Origin of the sequence: Pseudomonas khavaziana, from assembly GCF_019145205.1 — a bacterium.
GTDB classification, from domain to species: Bacteria; Pseudomonadota; Gammaproteobacteria; order Pseudomonadales; family Pseudomonadaceae; genus Aquipseudomonas; species Aquipseudomonas khavaziana.
Genome location: NZ_JAHSTT010000006.1, coordinates 372,190 through 392,569 on the forward strand (window position 1 = coordinate 372,190; position 20,380 = coordinate 392,569).

The window sequence follows — 20,380 nt, forward strand, 5'->3', positions numbered from 1 at the left end:
ATATGACATTGTGAGCGAATGCCTCGCTGCCTAACATGGCCCCAACGAACTAGACGACTGGTCTAATCGGATGAGGTCAAGCATGAACCACCCAAGCAAAAGTGCACGGCAGGCGATTCTGGAACGTGGGCAATCGATTGTCGGTGCCAAGGGATTTTCCGCAGTGGGCTTGAACGAAATCCTGCAGGCTGCCGAAGTGCCCAAGGGCTCCTTTTATCACTACTTCAATTCCAAGGATGCGTTCGGTGTGGTGTTGCTCGATACCTATTTCGACCATTACGTCCAAAGCATGCAGGATCTGTTCGATCAGCCGGGGTTATCCCACCACGCCAAGCTGATGCGCTATTGGCAATGCTGGATCGACAACCATACCGGCTGCACCGATGCCGGCAAATGCTTGGCGGTCAAACTGGGCGCCGAGGTCTCGGACTTGTCAGAGCCGATGCGGTTGGCCCTGCAACGCGGGACTGCACGCACCATCGAATTGCTCGCCGTAGCCCTGCAACGCGGCGTGGAAGACGGCTCGCTCACCTTCGGGCAAGCCCCCCAAAATCTTGCCCAACGCCTTTATGCGCTGTGGTTGGGAACCAGTGTCATGGCCAAGATTACCCGTACCACTGCGCCGTTCGCCGAGGCGCTGTTGCTGACCCGACAGTTGTTGGGTAGCTCTGAAAACCCTGTCATTCACTTTGATCGAGGCACTGGAAAATGAACGTATTAATGGTACTGACCTCTCACGACCAGCTTGGCGATACCGGGCGCAAGACCGGCTTCTGGCTCGAAGAATTTGCCGCACCCTACTATGCCTTCAAGGACGCCGGCGCCGAGGTGGTGCTGGCTTCCCCGGCCGGCGGCCAGCCGCCGCTGGACCCGGTCAGCGACCTGCCGGACTTCCAGACCGAGCAAACCCGTCGCTTCGCCGCTGACCCTGCGGCGCAACAGGCCCTGGCCAACACCGTCAAGTTGGACACCGTCAATGCCAACGACTTCGATACGGTGTTCTACCCAGGTGGCCACGGCCCGTTGTGGGATTTGGCGGAGTCGTCGGTGTCCATCGCGCTGATCGAGTCGTTCGAACGGGCCGGCAAGCCCATCGGCTTTGTCTGCCATGCCCCGGGTGCCTTGCGTCACGTCAAGGCGGTCAACGGTGAGCCGTTGATCAAGGGTCGCCGTGTGACCGGGTTCTCCAACTCGGAAGAAGCAGCGGTGGAGTTGACCGATGTGGTGCCGTTCCTGATTGAAGATGAATTCAAGAAGTTGGGCGGCAAGTATGAGAAGGGTAGCGACTGGCAATCCTTCGTGATCGTCGATGGCTTGCTGGTGACCGGGCAGAACCCTGGTAGCTCCAGCGAGGTGGCCAAGGCCCTGCTGACCCTCATCGCTTAAGTCAACCAACCGCTATGTGCATTTGGCGACTCCCAGGAGTCGCCACTGTTTTCGTTCGCCCTGAATTTGGAATAACCCATGCCTGACTGCATCTTGAATACCTCGATAAAACTGGGGCATCACCGCTTGAACAATCGCATCGTGCTGCCGCCCCTGACACGCCAGCGCAGCGCCCAACCGGGGGATATTGCCACCGACCTGATGGCCGAGTATTACCGCCAGCGCGCCAGTGCCGGCTTCATGGTCAGCGAGGGCACGCAGATCGAGCCCCGTGGCCAGGGTTACGCCTGGACGCCAGGTATCTACAGCCCGGCGCAGATCGATGGCTGGCGTAAGGTCACGACGGCGGTGCACGCCGAGGGCGGGGTGATCTTTGCGCAGTTGTGGCATGTAGGGCGGGTGTCCCATAACGCCTTGCAGCCCGATGGTGCGGCCCCGGTAGCCCCATCGGCGCTGCCGGCGCTGCAAGCCAAGGCCTTTATCGAAACCGGCCCGGGTGTCGGAGAACTGGTGCAACCGCCTGTGCCCCGGGCGCTGACGACGCTGGAGATCGAAGAGTTGGTCGGGCATTACGCCCAGGCCGCACGCAATGCCCTGGATGCCGGGTTCGATGGCGTGGAAATCCACGCGGCCAACGGCTACCTGGTCAACCAGTTCATTTCGGCCCATTCCAACAGTCGTGAAGACGAATACGGCGGTTCGCTGGACAATCGCCTGCGTTTGCTGCGCGAGATTGTTGAGGCCGTGTGCAAGGTGGTCGGGCCTGAGCGCCTGGGCGTGCGCTTTTCACCGTTGTTCAGTGGCACCGACCAGGACCGGGTCTACATCGGCCTGGTAGAAGAAGACCCGCATCACACCTACATCGAGGCGATCAAGGTGCTGGAAGCGTCGGGCATCGCCTATGTGTCCATCGCCGAAGCCGATTGGGAAAACGCCCCCGACCTGCCGGAGACCTTTCGCCAGGCGGTGCGCAGTACCTTCAGCGGCAGGATCATCTATGCCGGCCGCTACACCGCCGAGCGCGGTGCTCGACTGGTCGAGGCCGGGCTGGCGGACCTGATCGCGTTCGGCCGCCCGTTCATTGCCAATCCGGACTTGCCCCAGCGAATTTTCAATGGCTGGCCGTTGAATGCGTTGAAGGCAGAAGGGTTGTATGGCGGGACGCAGGCGGGGTATGTGGATTATCCGGTGTATGCCGAACCAGAGTGACACACGCATTATGTGGGAGGGGGCTTGCCCCCGATGACGGTGGGTCAGCCAACATCTTCGCGGGCAAGCCCTTTTTTGTAGGAGCGAGCTTGCTCGCGAAAAACTCACAGGCGCCGCATTCATTCAGCAAGCACGCGTGATCGTTGACGTTTTTCGCGAGCAAGCTCGCTCCTACAGAGGGCGATGTACGCTTAAGCCGGTCGCCAGGGATTGAGAAAGCACCTCACTCGACCCGCAACACAATCTTGCCAATATGATCCCCACCTTCCATCCGCGCATGGGCCTGGGCGGCGTCGGTGTATTCGTAGACCTTGTCGATGATCGGCAGGCAGCGTCCAGCGCTCAATACCGGCCATACGTATTCGCGCAGTTGCTCGGCAATCGCGGCCTTTTCGTCGCGGGTGCGGGCACGCAGCAGCGAGCCGGTGATCACTGCGCGTTTGGCCATGATGGTCAGCAGGTCGACGTCATGGGCCTTGCCGCCGCCGAGGAAGCCGAGCATCACCAGGTGACCGTCCATGCCCAGGGACTTCAGGTTGTCGTTCAGGTATGAGGCTCCCATGATGTCGAGGATCACATTCACGCCTTTGCCATCGGTCTGTTGGGCGATGACCTCGGCAAACGCCTGTTCGCGGTAGTTGATTGGCTCGGCTCCCAGCTTGGCAATCGCTGCGCATTTGTCAGCGCTGCCGGCGGTGGCAAACGCCTGGATACCGAACTCCTGGCAAAGCATCAGCGCGGTGGTGCCGATGCCGCTGGTGCCGCCGTGGATCAAGGCGCGCTGGCCTTTGTGCGCACCGCCCAGGCCAAACAGGTTGGCCCAGACCGTGAAAAAGGTTTCCGGCACGGCAGCCGCCTGGATCCAGTCCATGCCCGCCGGGATCGGCAGCGCCTGGCTGGCCGGCACCGCGCAAAACTGGGCATAGCCGCCGCCATTGGTCAGGGCGCACACCTTGTCGCCGAGGTGGTATTCGGTCACACCCGTACCCAGTGCCACCACCTCACCGGCCACTTCCAGCCCTGGAATCGGATTCATGCCCGGTTTCATCGGGTATTTGCCGGCGCGTTGCAGAGCGTCGGGGCGGTTGACCCCGGCGGCGTGCACGCGAATCAGAATCTCGCCAGGCCCGGCCACCGGCACGTCTGCTCGACGTGGCTGCAAGACTTCGGGGCCACCCGGGGTGGTGATTTCGATCAGGGTCATTTCTTGGGGAAGCGTCATGGAAGAGTTCCTGTAGCGATGAGCGTATGAGTTGGGACCGTGGCGCATAGTCGGCAGTTCAGCCAGATCATGCCGGGTTACGGTGGCAATGCAACCCTAGGGGGCGCACACGGGTGTCTTTCTTCGCTGCTTAGCATAGCGTGCTCTGGTGATGCAATAATGCAGCGAATAAGCAGCGCCATGCTGCAACTACGCATCGTTGGGGGGCGCTATGAATTGGGATGATGCGCGGGTGTTCCTGGCGGTGTGCCGTGCGACGACATCGCGCGGCGCCGCACGGGTGTTGGGGGTGGACGAGGCCACGGTAGGGCGACGGATCAATGCTTTGGAGAAATCCTTGGGTGCCACCTTGTTCCTGCGCACCAGCGACGGCTTTGCACTGACGGCTGTGGGGGAGGCCGCGTTGCGTTCGGTGGAGAAAATGGAGCGCTCAGCCCTGGACCTCGAGCGCCAGATCCAGGGCATGGATGACCGCCTCACCGGAACGGTGCGCGTCAGCACCACCGACTCCCTTGCCATTGATTTCCTGATCCCGGCCATTGCGCGGCTGCACGACCAGCATCCCGATGTGCGCGTGCAGCTGGACGCCTCCACCCAATTCCTCAGCCTGGCCAAGCGCGAGACCGATATCGCCGTACGCAACGCGCGCCCGGACAGCCCCGACCTGCTTGCCCGTCTTGTCGGGCGTTGGCCGGTGGGGTTGTTTGCCTCCCAGGCATATATCGACCGCCACGGCGCGCCGGAGCCGGGCAGCTTGTTCGATGGGCATGACCTGGTGGTTTACCAGCCGCACCTGCAAAGCCAGAAGGACCTGACCCTGGCGTGCGAACCTTTGGGTCGCGGGCGCATCGTCGCCGCTTTGAGTTCCAGCCTGTTGGTACGCCGCTCCATCGCCGCCGGGATCGGCATCGGTGAGCTGCCGATCCTCACCGGCGAGCGCGACGGCCTGGTACGCCTGTGGCCGCAACGCACGCGGCCGTTGCCCTATGACGTGTGGCTGGTCACCCACGCCGACCTGCGCCATACCGCGCGGGTGCGAGTGGTGATCGATGAAATTGTCGCGGGATTCGCGGCTGCGATGGTCTGAGGTCAGCACAAGCCTGCAAGCGCATGGGTGCGACTGTGGAGACACTGCGGTCAGTCATTGTCGACGGACACAGGTGGTCTATGAACGAAGCAAGAAATCAGGATATCGGGTTGTTGTTCCTGCGGGTCAGCGGGGCGCTGTTCCTGCTGTGGGTACATGGGTTGCCCAAATTGCTCAACTACGGCGAACAGTTGAAGCTGATCGAAGACCCGTTTCATCTTGGGGCCCAGGTCACCTTGCTGCTGGCGATTTTCGCCGAGGTGCTGTGCCCGCTGCTGATCATCGCGGGTGTGCTGGTGCGTCTGGCCTGCCTGCCGATCCTGGCGGTGCTGGTGATTGCCTTGCTGGTGGTGCACCCGGAGTGGACGCTGTTCGAGGGACAGTTCGGCTGGCTGCTGTTGATCATCTTTACCAGCATCCTCATTGCCGGGCCGGGCCGGCTGATAGTGGCTCAGCGTTTTGCCTGAGCAAAAAAAGGCCGGGCGAGCCCTAATGCCAGTCAGTTAAGCGGTCATCGCCTTCTGTAGGAGCGAGCTTGCTCGCGAAAAACGTCAACGATAACGCGTGTTTGCTGAATGAACGCGGCGCCTGTAAGTTTTTCGCGAGCAAGCTCGCTCCTACAAAAAAGCCTTAACTGACTGGCATTAGGGCGAGCCCGGCCAAACAAGGACAGGAGGTTTCAAGCGGTTCAGCGGTTCAGGAACGCCAGCAGGTCTTCATTGAGCTGCTGGGTGTGGGTCGCAGCAAACCCGTGGGGTGCATCCTTGTAGACCTTCAATTGCGCGTCTTGGATCATCTCGGCCGCGACCTTGCCGGTGGTCTCGAAAGGTACGATCTGGTCGCCGTCGCCATGGATCACCAGGGTCGGCACGTCGATCTTGGCCATGTCGGGACGGAAGTCGGTTTGCGAGAACGCGGTGACGCAGTCCACGGTGGATTTCAGCGAGGCTTGCAGGGCGATCTGCAGGGTTTGGGTGAGCACGCCCTCCGAGACTTCCTGGCCTTTGTTGAGGCCGAAGAACGGGGTGTTGAAATCGCTGATGAATTGCGCGCGATCTTTCAACAGGCCTGCCTTGATGCCATCGAATACGTCAGCGGGGACGCCCTGGGGGTAGTCGGGTTTCTGGCCAAAGATCGGCGTCACCGCCCCCAGCAGTACCAGGCCGGCGACACGGGCGCTGCCATGGCGGGCGATGTAGCGCGCCACATCACCGCCACCCATGGAAAAGCCCACCAGGGTCACGTCCTGCAGGTCCAGGTGTTCGATCAACTGGGCGATATCGTCGGCGAAGGTGTCGTAGTCATTACCGGTCCAGGGCTGGTCCGAGCGGCCGAAACCACGGCGGTCGAACGCAATGGTGCGAAAGCCGCGGCTGCTCAGGTATTCCATCTGGTATTCCCACATGTCGGCATCCAGCGGCCAGCCGTGGCTGAACAGCACGGGCTTGCCGCTGCCCCAGTCCTTGAAGTAGATCTGGGTACCGTCTTTGGCAACGAATGTGCTCATCTGAATCTCCTTGCTTGAGTGATAAGAGCAGTGAAAAATCCGCGTTACTATTGCCGTAAACCCAACCACAGGCTTGTACGGGTGTGCTTGCCTGGGCTTACCAACTGAACTTGAGCTCCATGCCCAGGTAGTTGCTGTCGTGCCCGCCGGCATCGCGCAGGGTCTGGCCGACGGCATAGTGCACAGCTTCGACTGCGCCGCTGAGGTTGGACGTAAAAGCGTAGTCGGTGCGCAGTTGACCGTAGGCGCCAGTCCAGCGTTCACCCTGGCCAGCGGTACCGGCGACGGCTAGGTTGGGCTGGGTGTAGACCGCGTCCGCGGTGGTCTGCCGCCAGAGCAGGCCGATGGCGGTTTGTACGCTGAGCTTGGCGATGGGCTTGACGGTGATCGACGGCTTGACGTGGATCAGGTTGCTGTAGCCCGTATAACCGGCCAGGGAAAAATAGTAGCCATTGGGGAACAGCGGGTTGAAGGTGCCGACGCGACCGTCACCGCTCTTGCGGTCACCGGAGGCAATATCCAGCTGCAGGCCGATGCGCGGTTTCCATGCCAGTGTGTCGAAGGTGTAGCCGGTGCGACTGCCGCCCGCCCAGGCACGGATAGTCTTGCTGCCCACCGAGCCCCTTTGCAGCATGGCTTCGATATCCCAGTCGAACCCTTGGGCCGCGCCACCCAGGCGTGTGTCGAGCAGCTGGCGGGTCTCGTCGCCGTCGGCGTCCAGGTAGTGCGCAGCCCTGCGTTCGTAGACGCCGTAATAGGCTGACAGCTCATTGCTGCCGCCCACCAGCCGCTCGACCCGCAGCATGTGAAAGCGCGCATCACGGTTGGATTTGTCATCGAAATGCCGGCCATCCTGGTACTGCACCGGTTGGCTGGCAATCCCGATAAAACGCCATTGCGGCGTTTCCCAGTCGGCCCACAACGCATCGAAGGACTGCCGCACATTCGGGCCGTCCCGTGACGAGATGAAGCGCTGCAAGTCGAAGGCAAAATCCTGGCGGCCAGCCCGTGCCTTGAACGTGCCGGCGCTGAAGGTCTTTACGTACTCGGCAAAGGCCAGGCGCAGGTCGACACGGTTCTGGTCGGCGCCGCCGATCGTAGTCTTGTCATAAGCCCGCACATCCTCCAGCTGGGTGAACAGCCGCCAGTGCTCGTCCAGATGCAAGTCGGCATGCACCTGGAAACGCTGGATCAGGTAGCGGTCACGCTGCACATCGCGCACACCGAACCCGCTGGCGTCGTTCATCTCGAAGCGTTCGCGCAACGTCGCACCCAAAGACAGATAGGTGAACGGGTTGGCGGCGGACAGCGGGATGTACTTGAGGTTGTCCAGCGGTTGCGTGCGCAGCGCCGGATCCTTGAGCACGGACCAATCCTCCTGCCAACGATTGGCCTTGATCGCCGGACGGGTCGGTTGCGCGTCGGCGTGGGCGCTGCCGGCAAGCAGCGGCCACAGCACGGCCAGGCCCCAGCCTGTACGGCGAATCATTTTGCCGCGGTGAGCTGGTGGATTTCCGCGACGTAACCGCCGGGAAATTCCACCAACGCGCTGCGCCGGCCTTTGCTGTCGAAGCTCGGCACCAGGACTTTGGCCCCGGAACCAGTGGCCTTGGCCAGCGTGGCGGTCAGGTCGGCCACCTGGTAACCGGTGGTTTCATGGCCAAAGGGGTAGGGCAGTTGGCCGTTGGTGACCAGCACCGTCATGCGCCCAAATGGCGACTCGATGTCGACGCGTCGGTACATACCGCTGGCCTGGCCGACGTCGACCCCGGGCGCCTGCTTGTCATCGGCAATGACTTTGCCATGGGAGAAGCCGACGAACGCCTTGATAAAGCGGTCGGCACGGTCTGCGCTGAGGTATACGCGGTTTTCCGGCACCGTCTGGAAGGCAGCGTAATCCGGGGTCTTGGTGTGCCAGTAGAGCTGCATGTTCACGCCGCCCGGCCACTGCACCACGGCGTCGCGACCGATAGGGTCGGGAAAGTCGCTGACGATCACCGCGGCACCGTTTTCCCGGGCGGCCTTGAGCGCTACGTCCATGTCCTTGACCAGGTAGCCATTGCGTTCCTGGCCAAACGGATGGGGAATGGGCGTGGTGAAGCCGAACAGCGACACCGTGCCGGCCGGGGTCTGCAACAGTTGCGAGGTGGTGCTGCTTGGCACCGGCAGCACATTGACCACCACCTGGGGCGTGCTCTTGCCGCCGAACGTAGCGAGGAAGCTCTGGGCAAAACGCTCCACATCCGCCGGTGCCACATACACATGGCTGGTGTCGTATTGCGGCGCTACGGCGACCATCGGCGTAGCTGCCCAGGTGTTGCCCATCATGGCCCCGGCCAGCAACGTCACTGCCAGGGATACCGCCCTCACTTGCCTACTCATGCCTAGTCTCCAGCGCTGTCAAGAAAGTCAAAAGCTTAGGGGCTCAGGCAGTGGTGCCGATTGTATGGGCGTGCTTGGTTGAACGGTTCAGCGTCTATGCGGGTCAACTGCTTCTCAACGTCAGATCACACAGGTGAACGAAATGGCCAAGACTTACAGCTATGCCGCGCAGAACGCCAAGGACACCCTCAAGCCCTACACCTTCGAGCGCCGCGCGCCGGGGGCTGACGATGTACAGATCGACATTCTCTATTGCGGGGTATGCCACTCCGACCTGCACACCGTGCGCAACGAGTGGCACAACACCCTTTACCCTTCGGTGCCCGGGCATGAAATTGTTGGCCGGGTGACGGCAGTCGGCGCCAATGTGAAGAAGTTCAAGGTCGGCGACCTGGCCGGTGTCGGCTGCATGGTCGACAGCTGCCAGCAGTGTGCATCCTGCGCCGAGGGCGAGGAGCAGTATTGCGAGAACGGCTTTACCGGCACCTATAACGGCCCGGTGTTCGGCGGCGAAAACACCTTCGGTGGCTACTCGGACAACATCGTGGTCAAGGAGCAGTTCGTACTGCGCATCTCCCACGATGCCTCGAACCTGGCGGCCGTGGCGCCGTTGCTGTGCGCGGGCATCACCACCTACTCGCCGCTGCACCACTGGAAGGTCGGCCCCGGCCAGAAAGTCGGCGTGGTCGGCCTTGGCGGGCTTGGGCATATGGCGGTCAAGATTGCCCACGCCATGGGCGCCCACGTGACGCTGTTCACCACCTCACCGAACAAACGCGAAGACGGTCTGCGCCTGGGTGCCGACCAGGTGGTGGTGTCCAAAAATTCGGATGAAATGGCCAAGGTCGCCAATAGCCTGGACTTCATCCTCAACACCGTCGCCGCACCCCATGACCTGGATGCCTTCCTCAACCTGCTCAAGCGCGACGGCACCATGACCCTGGTCGGCGCCCCCGACAGCCCGCACCCGTCGCCCACGGTATTCAACCTGATCTTCAAGCGCCGCAGCCTGGCCGGCTCGCTGATCGGCGGCATCCAGGAAACCCAGGAAATGCTGGACTTCTGCGCCAAGCACGGGATTGTCTCGGATGTGGAGATGATTGATATCCAGGGCATCAATGAAGCCTATGAGCGCATGCTCAAGGGTGATGTGAAGTATCGTTTTGTGATCGATATGGACAGCTTGAAGAGAGAAAACCACGCAGCCTGAAACGCCGCGGATCCAGTGTGGGAGGGGCGGTGCCCCAATGACCATGGGTATCTACACAACTTTGGTTACGCCGCTGGACCTGTGGGAGGGGGCTTGCTCCCGATAGCGGCCTCACAGCCGACGAGGATGTTGGACCCTGTACATATCCATTATGTAGGTAACGGCCGCCATCGGTTCCGCTCTTACAGCGGCTCACTTTTGGAAGGACCGGAATGCCGGCCCAGCCAAAAGTAAGCATAAGGTCCTCGCCCCACCACTCGGCACCTCGCCCAGGCTCGGTGTGCCCGTAATCCGACTTGGATTTGGGGGGCCGCCGCCACGCGCCATCCATGGCGCGGGGCGGCTAAACCGGCATCCCTGCCGGTTTACCCCCCAAATCCCTGTCGAATTCCGGCCAGCGTGGTTTGACGGGGCGCCTGAGATCAAAAGCAGATCAAGATCAAGAGCGGCTCGCTTCGCATCATGGTTACTGATGGTGGCTGCGTGAGTTGTGTAGATATTCATGAGCCGATGAGGGAGTGTCAGATGAACATATCTGAGGCTGTCCCAGCGTCATCGGGAGCAAGCCCCCTCCCACATTTTGACCGAGTAGGCTAAACAGCTCGCAGTTGGGTATCACGCCACCATAATGATCTTCGACACCAATTCCACCACGGTCTTGGCCTGCAGCTTCTTCATCAACCGCGCCCGATGCACCTCCACCGTGCGATGGGAAATCGACAGGCGCAGGGCGATTTCCTTGGACTTGAAGCCATTGACGATGTGCATGGCGATCTCGCGCTCCCGGGGTGTGAGGTCGCCGGTGCCCTGGTGCAGGCGGTCCAGGCGTTCGAAGTGCCAGATCATCAGTTTGAACGGATCTTTGGGGGTGAGGGTGTAGCCGTGGGACTTGGCCCAGAATACTTCGCCGTTATGGTGCTGCATGAAGCGCTCATCGGAGTAAAAGCCGTTGTCGCTGTCGAGCAGCCAGTCATGGCTGCGCTTGCCGATGGCGTGGTAGTCCGCCTGGGACGGGTAGATCAACAGGGTCAACTGATTGACCAGCGCTTCACGCGTATAGCCGAACAGCTTCAGGAAGGCGTCGTTGCAGTCGAGTATCACACGATTGCTCGTGACGATCTGGGGGGCAGGGGACAGCTTGAACGCCAGGCGTTCGAGGTCTTGGAATTGTCGTGCTAGCGCGTTCATGGGCGTCCTGCCTCGTTGTTCAATACCCTGGCGCGCTACTTACCTATGTAAGTAGTTACACGAATTGGCGCGCGACGAGGGGTGGGTCATTGTAGGTAAAGTCCGGATCAAGAACAGAAGAAATTGATTATGCCTGCTGATTGCGTGTCCATTGTTGCCGCTGGTCACTCCCGTTTCGGTCGCCTGGAAGGCACCACGCTGGAAGACTTGATCGTCCAGGTCACCCGTGAAGCCCTGAGCGACGCCGCGATTGACGCGTCGCAAATCGACGCGCTGTTCCTCGGCCATTTCAATTCGGGGCTGGTGCCCGATGGGTTTGCCGCCTCGTTGCTGTTGCAGGCCAACCCCGGGCTGCGCTTCAAACCCGCCACCCGCTGCGAAAACGCCTGCGCGTCCGGCTCGGCGGCGATCCAGGCGGGGGTCAATGCGATTCTTTCCGGCAGTGCCGAGCTGGTGCTGGTGGTGGGCGCCGAGAAGATGACCCACACCAGCACCGCCGCCGTCACCCAGGCCCTCGCTGGTGCCGGCTACCAGAATGACCCGGCCGAAGCCGGCCTGAGTTTCCCGCAACTGTTTGGCCGTGCTGCGCAGCAATATGCCGAGCGCTACCACTGCCCGCTGGGCTCGATGGCGGCCATCGCCACCAAGAACCACTCCAATGCCATGGCCAACCCGCTGGCGCAGATGCATCGGGAGATGAATTTCGAGCACTGCAACAACGTATCCCAAAGCAACCCGTTCGTGGCCGACTCCCTGCGCCTGACCGACTGCTCGCTGATCAGCGACGGCGCTGCCGCGATCATCCTGGCGTCGCCCAAGCGTGCGCGGGCATTTCGCCGCGATGTGCAGATCCGGGCGATGACCCAGGTCAACGACACCTTGCCCATCGCCCAGCGCGACATCCTGGCGTTTGAGGGCCCGCAGCGGGCGATCCATTCGGCCCTGCGCGGGGCGAATGTGACCCTGGCCGACCTGAGCTTTGCAGAAGTGCACGATTGCTTCACCATCGCCGAGTTGCTGATCTACGAAGCCATGGGCCTGGCGCCCAAGGGCGAGGGGCACCGCGTACTCGACAGCGGCGTGGTGCGCGCCGGCGGGCGCTTGCCGGTTAACCTCTCCGGCGGGCTCAAGGCCAAAGGGCACCCCGTCGGTGCCACCGGGGTTTCCATGCATGCCTTGGCGTTCCGGCAATTGACCGGCGAGCCGATTGGCCTGGCGGCGCCCAACCCGGAATTTGGCCTGGTGTTCAATATGGGCGGCATGGCGGTGGCCAACTATGCCTCGGTGCTGCAGGCACGCAGGAGCTGAGCCATGAACATTGCCAACTGGCTGCACGATACCCAGCGTCGTACCCCCCAACGCCCGGCGCTGTTCGACGGCCCCGTGCAAGTGGCCGACTACGCCACTTTCGCCGCCCATGTGCGCCAACGCGCTGCGCACTTGGTGGACCAGCACGGCCTGGTGCCGGGAGATGCGGTGGCACTGCTGATGAAAAACAGCTGCGACTACCTGGAATTGCTCTATGCCATCTGGTGGATGGGCGCCGTGGCGGTGCCGATCAACGCCAAGCTGCACCCCAGCGAAGCGGCGTGGATCGCGGACAACGCCGAGGCGCGGTTGATCTTTACCGATGGCGGCGGGGTGTTTTCATCGCGGGATTTGCCCCCGCGCTGCAAAGAACTGGACGGCCACCAGCGGCCGCCAGACCGTGGCTGGCCGACCCTGGAGCACCCGGTGCCGCGCCAGGATCAGGACCTTGCCTGGCTGTTCTACACGTCCGGCACCACCGGGCGCTCTAAAGGGGTGATGCTGTCCCATGGCAACCTGGTCGCCATGTCGCTGTGCTACGCCACCGATGTCGATGCGGTCAGCGCTGACGATGCGGCGGTGTATGCCGCGCCGATGTCCCACGGTGCCGGGCTGTACAACTTTATCCATGTGCGCTGCGGCGCACGGCATGTGGTGCCGGCCTCCCACGGCTTTGACGCCGCCGAGCTGTTCGGGCTGGCAGAGCAGGTGGGCCAGGTGTCGCTGTTTGCCGCACCGACCATGGTCAAGCGCATGGTCGAGCAGGCCCGACGCCAGGATTATCACGGCGCCGGCATCAAGACCATTGTGTATGGCGGTGGGCCGATGTATCTGGCGGACCTGCGTGATGCCGTCGACACCTTCGGCCCGCGCCTGGTGCAGATCTACGGCCAGGGCGAGAGCCCGATGACCATCAGCGTGTTGCCCCGTGCAGTGATCGCCGAACGCCAACGTCCCGACTGGGACAGCCTCGCCGCCTCGGTGGGCCATGCGCAAGCCTGTGTGGAAATCCGCATTCTCGATACCGAGCACCAGCCACTGCCCACGGGTGAACGCGGCGAAATCGCCGTACGTGGCGCCACGGTCATGCAAGGCTACTGGCGCAACCCGCAAGCTACGCGCCAGACCCTGGTGGACGGCTGGCTGCTGACCGGCGATATCGGCTACCTCGACGCGGCCGGCTACCTGACCCTGACGGATCGCTCCAAGGACGTGATCATCAGCGGCGGCAGCAATGTATACCCCCGCGAAGTCGAGGAAGTGCTGGCCCAGCATCCCGACGTATTTGAAGTGTGCGTAGTGGGCGAACCGGACGCGCAATGGGGCGAGTCGGTGGTGGCCTTCGTGGTGGCCCGCAGCGGCCATCCCCTGGATGAGGACGAGCTCACCGCCTGGTTCCTGGCGCGTATGGCTTCGTTCAAAAAACCGAAAAAGTATGTGTGGCGCAGCGAGCTGCCGAAGAACAGCTACGGCAAAATTCTCAAGACCGACTTGCGGCAGTGGTTGAAAGCAGCGAGTATCGCCGCGCTTTGACATGGATCGACAATCAGACAAGGAGTCCCCTCGATGGGCAATCCCGCACAAGACACTGTCCGCAAGCGCCGCCGTGCGTTTCTCGGTGCCACCTCCGGCCACTTGATCGAGTGGTACGACTACGGCGTCTACGGTTTTCTCGCCGTCTATATCGGCCAGGCGTTCTTCGTCTCCGATGACCCCACCACCAGCCTGTTGGCCAGCTTCGCTGCGTTTGCCTTGAGCTTTTTTATCCGCCCCCTGGGCGGGCTGTTCTTCGGCCCGCTGGCGGACAAGATCGGCCGGCGCAAAACCCTGATCATGGCGCTGGTGATGATGACCGGCTCCACGGTGATGCTCGGCCTGTTGCCGACCTACGCCAGCCTGGGCATTGCCGCGCCGATCCTGCTGATCCTGGTGCGCTGCGTACAAGGCTTCTCGGCCGGGGGTGAGATCGGCACCGTCACCAGCTTTATCTCCGAATACGCCGGCCCCGGCCGTCGCGGTTTCGCCACCTGCTGGTTGATGGTCACCGCCGTGCTTGGCCTGCTGCTGGGCGGCGCCGTGGCCAATGGCATGACCTGGGTGCTGGGCGCCGACGTCATGCAGGACTGGGCCTGGCGCATCCCGTTCCTGATCGCCGCACCCCTGGGCTTTATTTCCATGTACATCCGCCTCAAGCTCGAAGACAGCCCCGAGTTTTTAGCCCTGCAACGCGCCGGGCAAACCTCGCGGGCTCCACTGCGGGACGTGTGGCAGTACAAGCGTGCGATTGCCCTGGTGTTCTTTATCATCACCCTGCACAGCTCGATCTTTTACCTGGTGCTGACCTTCGCCTCGACCTACATGGCCAAGATCCTCAAGTTCGACAGTGGTACGACCTTGCTCTACGTGTTCGTCGCCAGCTTCTCGGCGGCCTTCGTGATGCCGTTTGGCGGGGCATTTACCGATAAGTACGGGCGCAAGCCGTTTCTGATGGTGATCGGTACATTGGCGACCCTGGCGATGTTCTGGCTGTTCAAATCGGCCCCCACCGCCACCCCTGCGTCGTTCTTCGCGCCGTTGATGGCGGTGGCGATTTTGTTCGGACTGTATGCGTCGTCGACCTATGCGTTGATGAGCGAGCTGCTGCCGACGCGTATTCGCTCCACCGGAATTGCGGTGGCGTATAACGTGCCGGTGGCGGTATTTGGCGGCAGTGCGCCGTTGATTTCCACCTGGTTGATCAAGGTAACGGGGGATATTACCTCGCCGTGGTATTTCTACGTGGCAACCGGGGTGGTGTCGCTGGTGGCGCTGGTGGTGTTGCGCAAGGAGGACTTCGTCGCCAGCAGTCTGCCAGTTGCAGTGCCGGCGGATGCGGCATTGGCCTGATGCCAAAATGTGGGAGGGGGCTTGCTCCCGATGGCGGTGAGTCAGTCACGGATGCACTTACTGACACGTCCTCATCGGGAGCAAGCCCCCTCCCACATTTTGAGCTGCATACGTCTGGTTAATGGTTAATAGTGGGCATGCTGTAACCTACCGAAAACCGAGTGAGTTGCGATGCTGGCTACCCGTCTGACCCTGATCTGCCACGCCGTCACCCCCCTGCAAAAACAGGGGTGTTTTCCTGACGACGAATCCGTGGCCATGGACTGGCAGGGCGCGGCATTATCCCTGGCTGGGTGCTATAAAAAACAGCCACGCCTGCTCTGCGGCCCTGAGGCCAGGGCTCGTCAGACCGCCAGCTTGTTCGGCACTAACGCTGATGTTGAGATGGCGCTGCGCGATGCTGATTTCGGCTCATGGAAAGGCCAGGCCATCAGCCAACTCGATAGCGAAGCCTTGATAGCCTGGAGCACCGACAGCACCAGCGCACCCCACGGCGGCGAGTCGGTGGAGCAGCTTTGCGTGCGCGTGGGCCAATGGCTCAAATCCCTCGAAACCCATCCCGGCCACGTAGTCGCCGTGACCCACCCGTTTGTCATCCGCGCAGCGCTGCTTCACGTCATGCAATTCCCTATCTCGATGTTCTACCTGATCGACGTTGAGCCATTGTCGTCGGTTGAGTTGCGATTCAATGGGCGTTGGCGGTTGCGGTTAATGGCGTGAAGCACCAATGCCATACCGCTGAGTACAGGCGTGTGGCAAAATGGCATCACTCGTCGGCGCCAGTGCCTGGTCCATGAGATACGATTTTTTGAATTGGCCTAATGATTGACGGGTTGCGTAAAGGATTCTATGCAGATGAACAAGTTGATTGCGGTCAAGACAGGTACGAATAAATTTGAATTCGAAAATGAAGAAAGCCTGAAATGGAATGGCTTTTTCGATGTGGATACGATTCGGTTGATTCTGGGTAATAACGGCTCTGGTAAAACCGCCTTATTGTGTGACATGGCAGCGTATATTTCATCGCCTGTCTCTTCCCCTCGAAGAGCCGTATATGATGATCGAGAAACATCGTCGGAGAAACTGTCTGACGAAGAGCTTGAACGTATTGGTGTGATTTACTTCTCTCCTGTTCCCTACCGCCGCAGGCTACCGTTTCGTAACCGATTCTTCGATGCTTCGCCTCGGTTTGGAAAGGTAGAAGACTCTGCGCGAGTCGAGCAGTTCTACCAAGTGGCCAGTGATCTGGAACTGAACACAAGCTTGAGGGCAGAAGTATGTTATGAGTTTGAGCTGTTCAAGACCGTGTTGGCCCCTGCGCTTATCGCCATGAGTAAGCTTGCCGGTTTTCATACAGCGCATGAGCCGGTGACGACATTTTTATCTGATTACGCAAAGATTCTAAAAAAGCGCCAGTTTTTCGGCTCGGATTACTATGAAAATGAACGCTTGAACATCCAGATTGAGCGTTTGCTTGATACTTGTGTGCTTAGGTTGGAGCGGTTTGTTCTGTCGAAACTTCCCCGCGCCAGAAGCAAAAAATTAGTCATGCTCGCTGCCTTAACGTCAGTCGCAAAGAGAATTCCTGATCATATTCGTATTGGGCGATTTTTCTTTAATTATTTAGAGCTCGCCAGCGATGTGCGGTACGAACAAGATGAGGAAGTGTTCGATTTGCTGATGGCGACTTGTCGCGCCACGTTTAAGTCTATAAAGGATGGAGCCAAGGATGATGTTCGCAAACACCCGCGTTCCTATTCTTTTGCTATAAATTCGGCAGAAGAAATCAAGCAAATAAAAATGTCGACCGCTGCGGTGGAAGTACGTTGGACAGATCAAAGCTCGGGTGTAAGAGCTTTGGTTGACCAGTTTTTTTTGCTCCGCCAAGGTTTTGTAATCATGGCCGGTAAAAAATTAAACCACGTCATGGTGCTTATCGATGAGGGCGATGCCTATCTTCATCTGGAATGGCAGCGCCGTTATATTTATTTGCTGAATAAATTCTTGGCGGGGGTGAAATCGGAGTTTGGCTTGGAAATTGTGCAGGTAGTGGTTGCTACGCATTCCCCGGTGATAACAGGTGATTTTCCAGCGTGTATGGTCACTAACCTGGATCAGAAGGTCACGCCTCAGAATACGTTCGCGGCTCCATTGGAAGACATCATCCTGAACTCTTTTGGTACTGCTGCCATTGGTGAGTTTGCGGCGGAAAAGATAAATGCACTCAATGAGCGTCTTGAACAGGGCGTTTCTTCGGCATTGGATAAACTATTGCTTGAGAGCATTGGCGATATTGGCATCAAGAACGCGTTATATCGTGCTCCGGAGAGGCGATATTTATGATTATTAATATTGCGCGGGTGTGGGAGGATATCGCGGTCAGGCACAGGTTGTTCATGCAATGGAAGCTGCAACGGCTGACTGATGTCCTAAGGGAATTCGTCGGGCCGGGCATGATTCAGCATCGTCTTGTCGAGTTCTTGGATAAACACCGGGGCGCCATATGTGGGTGTGACCCCGTGCCGCTGCCGGGTGTGATTGTTGCCTTCAACCAGACTTTTACTCGTAGGGTTGATATTGACTATGTAAATGGGTTTTTCAAAAAACATCTGTGCTACAAGGAGTTTTCAGCCAAAGAGAAGGTTGTCTTGTTAAAAAGATGGGATGCCTACGCGTTGCTTATAACCAACCGATCAAGAATTTGTCCTTACTGCCATATATCACCCATTGATACTTATGTCAGTCCTGATGGGTTGAAAGCGTACAGGCCAAATATTGATCACTATTACCCGCACGCCGAATTTCCTTTGCTGGCATTAACCATGGGGAATTTTATTCCCTGCTGCGAAAAGTGTAACGGGCCGCAAATGAAAGGCACTACCCGGTTTGACTTGACACCTCACCTGCACCCCTTGGTGGATCCGGAGAACATATCTTTCAGGCTTGCCCATAAGGGCGGGAAGTTGGACTTGAATAAATTAAGACTTCAGGCCGACAGTACGTCCTATGAAATTGAGGTGATGGCAACCCATGGCACCTGCCAGAAGGTGGACAATTCAATCGCGACCTTTCGCTTAGTCCCTCGTTATCAGGTCTGCGTACCCGATGCGCTATTTGTGGCGAAACTCTCCAGGCTAGGGGGCAGATACAGGATGTTGACCAAGATACTGACCAAACTGAATTTCTCTGACAAACACCCCCTGGGCTTTAATGAAGCGGATGACAGTTATAAGAACGTGATCGCGGGTAAGCTCAAACTTGACATCGCCCGGCAGTTCAAGGTGATTTGACCCAGCAGGGCAACCCAGTAACATGGCAGCATTTTCACGCCCGGCACTGAGAGCACCCCATGAAACGCATCCTGATCATCGGCATTGGCGCCGGCAACCCTGACTACATCACGATGCAGGCCGTGAAGGCGCTGAACCGTACCGACGTGTTCTTCCTGATGGACAAGGGCCAGAGCAAGGACAAGCTGATCGACCTGCGCCGTGAAATCTGCGAGACCTACATCACCGAGCCCGGCTACCGATTTGTCGAGGCCGACTGCCCTGAGCGTGTGCGTGGCGAGGTCGACTACACCACTGCCGTGCAGGACCTTAACCGCGATAAGCAGCAGACTTTCGAACGCATGATCAACGAGGAAATGGCCGACGGTGAAGTGGGCGCATTCCTGGCCTGGGGCGATCCTGCACTGTACGACAGCACCATCCGCATTCTGCAGGCGATCCTTGCCAGTGGCCGTTGCGCGTTCGAATTCGAAGTGATCCCCGGTATCACCAGTGTGCAGGCCCTGGCGGCCCAGCATAAGGTGCCGTTGAACCGCATCGGCAAGTCCATCGAGATCACCACCGGGCGTCGCCTGGCGGCGGGGCAGGCGAGTGATGCCGATACCCTGGTGGTGATGCTCGACGCCGAAGACTCCTACCGCAGCGTGGTCGACCAGGACCTGGATATCTTTTGGGGCGCCTACCTGGGCACGCCGGACGAGATCCTGATCAGCGGCAAAGTCGCTGAAGTGGCGCAAGAGATCGAACGGGTACGCAAGGCCGCGCGCCTGGCCAATGGCTGGATCATGGACACTTATCTGTTGCGCAAACCCTGAGGACCCTTCCCCATGCTCAAACTGTTTGCCCTGGCGCTGACCTTGGTCGCAAGTGCCGTCCACGCCGATTCCACCTTGCACACCGACTTGCCGCTGGCGTACCTGGAACAGACCCAGGGCGATGCGCGCAACCAGCCGTTGGTGATTTTTCTCCATGGTTTTGGCAGCAATGAGGAAGATCTGTTTGGCATCAAGGACGCATTGCCTTCCACCTGGACCTACTTGTCGGTGCGCGCGCCGATGCCAGTGGAACCTCGGGGTTATCGCTGGTTTACCAAGACGCCCGGTGATGGTGAGTACGACGGAGTGCCCGCAGACTTGCAGAGCAGCGCCAGGCTGATCGGGGAATTTGTTACGAAGGCCACGGCTAAATACCACACACAAAGCGACCGGGTGTTTTTGGTGGGGTTCAGTCAGGGCGCGATCATGTCTTACGAAGTGGCGCTGCGTGATCCGGAGTTGGTACGCGGTATTGCGGCGCTCAGCGGCAGTGTGCTGCCCATGCTCAAGTCTGCGCTCAAGCCGGATGAGTCCATGGGCAAACTGGCGATCTTTATTGGCCACGGCACGTTGGACCAGGCGCTGCCATATACGTCAGCCACTCGCGCCTATGAGGTGCTGGCGGCGCTGGGCTTGAAGCCGGAGTTTCATGGTTATCCGGGGATGAATCACACGATCAGCGAGGCGGAAGTGCTGGATCTGAAAGCCTGGCTAGAGAAAAACTTGAAGTGAAATGCGGTTAAAAATGTGGGAATCCCCACCACATCTTCGATGTGACGCTGTCGCGCAGCAAACTAGGGAGCTTGCTCCCGTGGCGGCCTGACAGCCGAGCAGGATGTTGGTTTTCGTCCTCGGTACATATCCGTTATTTGGGCAACGGCCACTTAGGA

Annotated in this window: 19 protein-coding genes; 14 read left to right on the plus strand and 5 right to left on the minus strand. The window is 59.8% G+C overall.

The genetic code is table 11. The features are described 5' to 3' along the window. Positions 1-82 precede the first annotated feature (82 nt). From KVH01_RS17545 to KVH01_RS17555, 3 genes are all read left to right on the plus strand, one after another. Entirely contained in the window at positions 83-712 is a 630-nt protein-coding gene (locus KVH01_RS17545) for a TetR/AcrR family transcriptional regulator (protein ID WP_217882251.1), read from the plus strand. Further along, positions 709-1,386 (plus strand): type 1 glutamine amidotransferase domain-containing protein, encoded by a 678-nt coding sequence (locus tag KVH01_RS17550; RefSeq protein WP_217882252.1) that lies wholly within the window; start codon positions 709-711, stop codon positions 1,384-1,386. The genes KVH01_RS17545 and KVH01_RS17550 overlap by 4 nt, the downstream gene beginning before the upstream one ends. 78 nt (positions 1,387-1,464) lie before the next feature. Then, a complete protein-coding gene (locus KVH01_RS17555) occupies positions 1,465-2,595 on the plus strand; it encodes an alkene reductase (protein WP_043051589.1) in 1,131 nt (376 codons plus the stop codon). 223 nt (positions 2,596-2,818) lie between these two features. On the opposite strand, the gene KVH01_RS17560 is transcribed toward KVH01_RS17555, so the two are convergent. Further along, entirely contained in the window at positions 2,819-3,817 is a 999-nt protein-coding gene (locus KVH01_RS17560) for an NAD(P)H-quinone oxidoreductase (protein ID WP_217882253.1), read from the minus strand. A gap of 211 nt (positions 3,818-4,028) precedes the next feature. On the opposite strand from KVH01_RS17560, the gene KVH01_RS17565 reads away from it, so the two are divergent. Both KVH01_RS17565 and KVH01_RS17570 read left to right on the plus strand, forming a co-directional pair. Further along, positions 4,029-4,904: a LysR family transcriptional regulator gene (locus tag KVH01_RS17565; RefSeq protein ID WP_217882254.1), complete on the plus strand. Its 876-nt coding sequence runs from the start codon at positions 4,029-4,031 to the stop codon at positions 4,902-4,904. A gap of 80 nt (positions 4,905-4,984) precedes the next feature. Next, positions 4,985-5,371, plus strand: a complete 387-nt coding sequence (locus KVH01_RS17570; RefSeq protein WP_043051592.1) for a DoxX family protein — start codon at positions 4,985-4,987, stop codon at positions 5,369-5,371. 221 nt (positions 5,372-5,592) lie between these two features. Here the strand turns inward: KVH01_RS17570 and KVH01_RS17575 are convergent, their stop codons facing one another. The 3 genes from KVH01_RS17575 to KVH01_RS17585 all read right to left on the minus strand — a co-directional run bounded on the left by KVH01_RS17575 (position 5,593) and on the right by KVH01_RS17585 (position 8,793). Next, the gene (locus KVH01_RS17575) at positions 5,593-6,411 is read right to left on the minus strand and encodes an alpha/beta fold hydrolase (RefSeq protein WP_043051593.1); all 819 of its coding nucleotides are present in this window, start codon (positions 6,409-6,411) and stop codon (positions 5,593-5,595) included. Between the two features lie 97 nt (positions 6,412-6,508). Beyond that, positions 6,509-7,900 carry an alginate export family protein gene (locus KVH01_RS17580; protein ID WP_043051594.1) on the minus strand — a complete coding sequence of 464 codons (1,392 nt, stop codon included), beginning with the start codon at positions 7,898-7,900 and terminating at the stop codon, positions 6,509-6,511. Continuing rightward, on the minus strand, positions 7,897-8,793 hold the full coding sequence (locus KVH01_RS17585) for a VOC family protein (protein ID WP_217882255.1): 897 nt from the start codon (positions 8,791-8,793) through the stop codon (positions 7,897-7,899). Before KVH01_RS17585 ends, KVH01_RS17580 begins: the two co-directional genes overlap by 4 nt. Positions 8,794-8,935: 142 nt before the next feature. Here KVH01_RS17585 and KVH01_RS17590 point away from each other — a divergent pair, with 142 nt between their 5' ends. Further along, on the plus strand, positions 8,936-10,003 hold the full coding sequence (locus KVH01_RS17590) for an NAD(P)-dependent alcohol dehydrogenase (protein ID WP_217882256.1): 1,068 nt from the start codon (positions 8,936-8,938) through the stop codon (positions 10,001-10,003). Positions 10,004-10,618: 615 nt separating this feature from the next. On the opposite strand, the gene KVH01_RS17595 is transcribed toward KVH01_RS17590, so the two are convergent. Then, on the minus strand, positions 10,619-11,191 hold the full coding sequence (locus KVH01_RS17595; RefSeq protein WP_217882257.1) for a LuxR C-terminal-related transcriptional regulator: 573 nt from the start codon (positions 11,189-11,191) through the stop codon (positions 10,619-10,621). A gap of 129 nt (positions 11,192-11,320) precedes the next feature. On the opposite strand from KVH01_RS17595, the gene KVH01_RS17600 reads away from it, so the two are divergent. The 8 genes from KVH01_RS17600 (at position 11,321) to KVH01_RS17635 (ending at position 20,222) form a co-directional block, all read left to right on the plus strand. Further along, positions 11,321-12,499 carry an acetyl-CoA acetyltransferase gene (locus KVH01_RS17600; protein ID WP_217882258.1) on the plus strand — a complete coding sequence of 393 codons (1,179 nt, stop codon included), beginning with the start codon at positions 11,321-11,323 and terminating at the stop codon, positions 12,497-12,499. A gap of 3 nt (positions 12,500-12,502) precedes the next feature. After that, positions 12,503-14,032 (plus strand): class I adenylate-forming enzyme family protein, encoded by a 1,530-nt coding sequence (locus KVH01_RS17605; RefSeq protein WP_217882259.1) that lies wholly within the window; start codon positions 12,503-12,505, stop codon positions 14,030-14,032. 33 nt (positions 14,033-14,065) lie between these two features. Then, on the plus strand, positions 14,066-15,385 hold the full coding sequence (locus KVH01_RS17610; protein WP_217882260.1) for an MFS transporter: 1,320 nt from the start codon (positions 14,066-14,068) through the stop codon (positions 15,383-15,385). Between the two features lie 171 nt (positions 15,386-15,556). After that, entirely contained in the window at positions 15,557-16,105 is a 549-nt protein-coding gene (locus KVH01_RS17615; protein ID WP_217882261.1) for a histidine phosphatase family protein, read from the plus strand. 135 nt (positions 16,106-16,240) lie between these two features. Beyond that, on the plus strand, positions 16,241-17,728 hold the full coding sequence (locus KVH01_RS17620; RefSeq protein ID WP_217882262.1) for a hypothetical protein: 1,488 nt from the start codon (positions 16,241-16,243) through the stop codon (positions 17,726-17,728). Next, entirely contained in the window at positions 17,725-18,675 is a 951-nt protein-coding gene (locus KVH01_RS17625; protein WP_217882263.1) for a hypothetical protein, read from the plus strand. Before KVH01_RS17620 ends, KVH01_RS17625 begins: the two co-directional genes overlap by 4 nt. A gap of 59 nt (positions 18,676-18,734) precedes the next feature. Continuing rightward, positions 18,735-19,490 (plus strand): precorrin-6A synthase (deacetylating), encoded by a 756-nt coding sequence (gene cobF, locus KVH01_RS17630; RefSeq protein ID WP_217882264.1) that lies wholly within the window; start codon positions 18,735-18,737, stop codon positions 19,488-19,490. A 12-nt stretch (positions 19,491-19,502) separates the two neighbouring features. Next, on the plus strand, positions 19,503-20,222 hold the full coding sequence (locus tag KVH01_RS17635) for an alpha/beta hydrolase (protein WP_217882265.1): 720 nt from the start codon (positions 19,503-19,505) through the stop codon (positions 20,220-20,222). Positions 20,223-20,380 lie beyond the last annotated feature (158 nt).

Bases quoted from the DNA above. Each gene is read 5' to 3' on its own strand.
- KVH01_RS17545 (WP_217882251.1), top strand. From the start codon at position 83: ATGAACCACCCAAGCAAAAGTGCACGGCAGGCGATTCTGGAACGTGGG.
- KVH01_RS17550 (WP_217882252.1), top strand. From the start codon at position 709: ATGAACGTATTAATGGTACTGACCTCTCACGACCAGCTTGGCGATACC.
- KVH01_RS17555 (WP_043051589.1), top strand. From the start codon at position 1,465: ATGCCTGACTGCATCTTGAATACCTCGATAAAACTGGGGCATCACCGC.
- KVH01_RS17560 (WP_217882253.1), bottom strand. From the start codon at position 3,817: ATGACGCTTCCCCAAGAAATGACCCTGATCGAAATCACCACCCCGGGT.
- KVH01_RS17565 (WP_217882254.1), top strand. From the start codon at position 4,029: ATGAATTGGGATGATGCGCGGGTGTTCCTGGCGGTGTGCCGTGCGACG.
- KVH01_RS17570 (WP_043051592.1), top strand. From the start codon at position 4,985: ATGAACGAAGCAAGAAATCAGGATATCGGGTTGTTGTTCCTGCGGGTC.
- KVH01_RS17575 (WP_043051593.1), bottom strand. From the start codon at position 6,411: ATGAGCACATTCGTTGCCAAAGACGGTACCCAGATCTACTTCAAGGAC.
- KVH01_RS17580 (WP_043051594.1), bottom strand. From the start codon at position 7,900: ATGATTCGCCGTACAGGCTGGGGCCTGGCCGTGCTGTGGCCGCTGCTT.
- KVH01_RS17585 (WP_217882255.1), bottom strand. From the start codon at position 8,793: ATGAGTAGGCAAGTGAGGGCGGTATCCCTGGCAGTGACGTTGCTGGCC.
- KVH01_RS17590 (WP_217882256.1), top strand. From the start codon at position 8,936: ATGGCCAAGACTTACAGCTATGCCGCGCAGAACGCCAAGGACACCCTC.
- KVH01_RS17595 (WP_217882257.1), bottom strand. From the start codon at position 11,191: ATGAACGCGCTAGCACGACAATTCCAAGACCTCGAACGCCTGGCGTTC.
- KVH01_RS17600 (WP_217882258.1), top strand. From the start codon at position 11,321: ATGCCTGCTGATTGCGTGTCCATTGTTGCCGCTGGTCACTCCCGTTTC.
- KVH01_RS17605 (WP_217882259.1), top strand. From the start codon at position 12,503: ATGAACATTGCCAACTGGCTGCACGATACCCAGCGTCGTACCCCCCAA.
- KVH01_RS17610 (WP_217882260.1), top strand. From the start codon at position 14,066: ATGGGCAATCCCGCACAAGACACTGTCCGCAAGCGCCGCCGTGCGTTT.
- KVH01_RS17615 (WP_217882261.1), top strand. From the start codon at position 15,557: ATGCTGGCTACCCGTCTGACCCTGATCTGCCACGCCGTCACCCCCCTG.
- KVH01_RS17620 (WP_217882262.1), top strand. From the start codon at position 16,241: ATGAACAAGTTGATTGCGGTCAAGACAGGTACGAATAAATTTGAATTC.
- KVH01_RS17625 (WP_217882263.1), top strand. From the start codon at position 17,725: ATGATTATTAATATTGCGCGGGTGTGGGAGGATATCGCGGTCAGGCAC.
- cobF (WP_217882264.1), top strand. From the start codon at position 18,735: ATGAAACGCATCCTGATCATCGGCATTGGCGCCGGCAACCCTGACTAC.
- KVH01_RS17635 (WP_217882265.1), top strand. From the start codon at position 19,503: ATGCTCAAACTGTTTGCCCTGGCGCTGACCTTGGTCGCAAGTGCCGTC.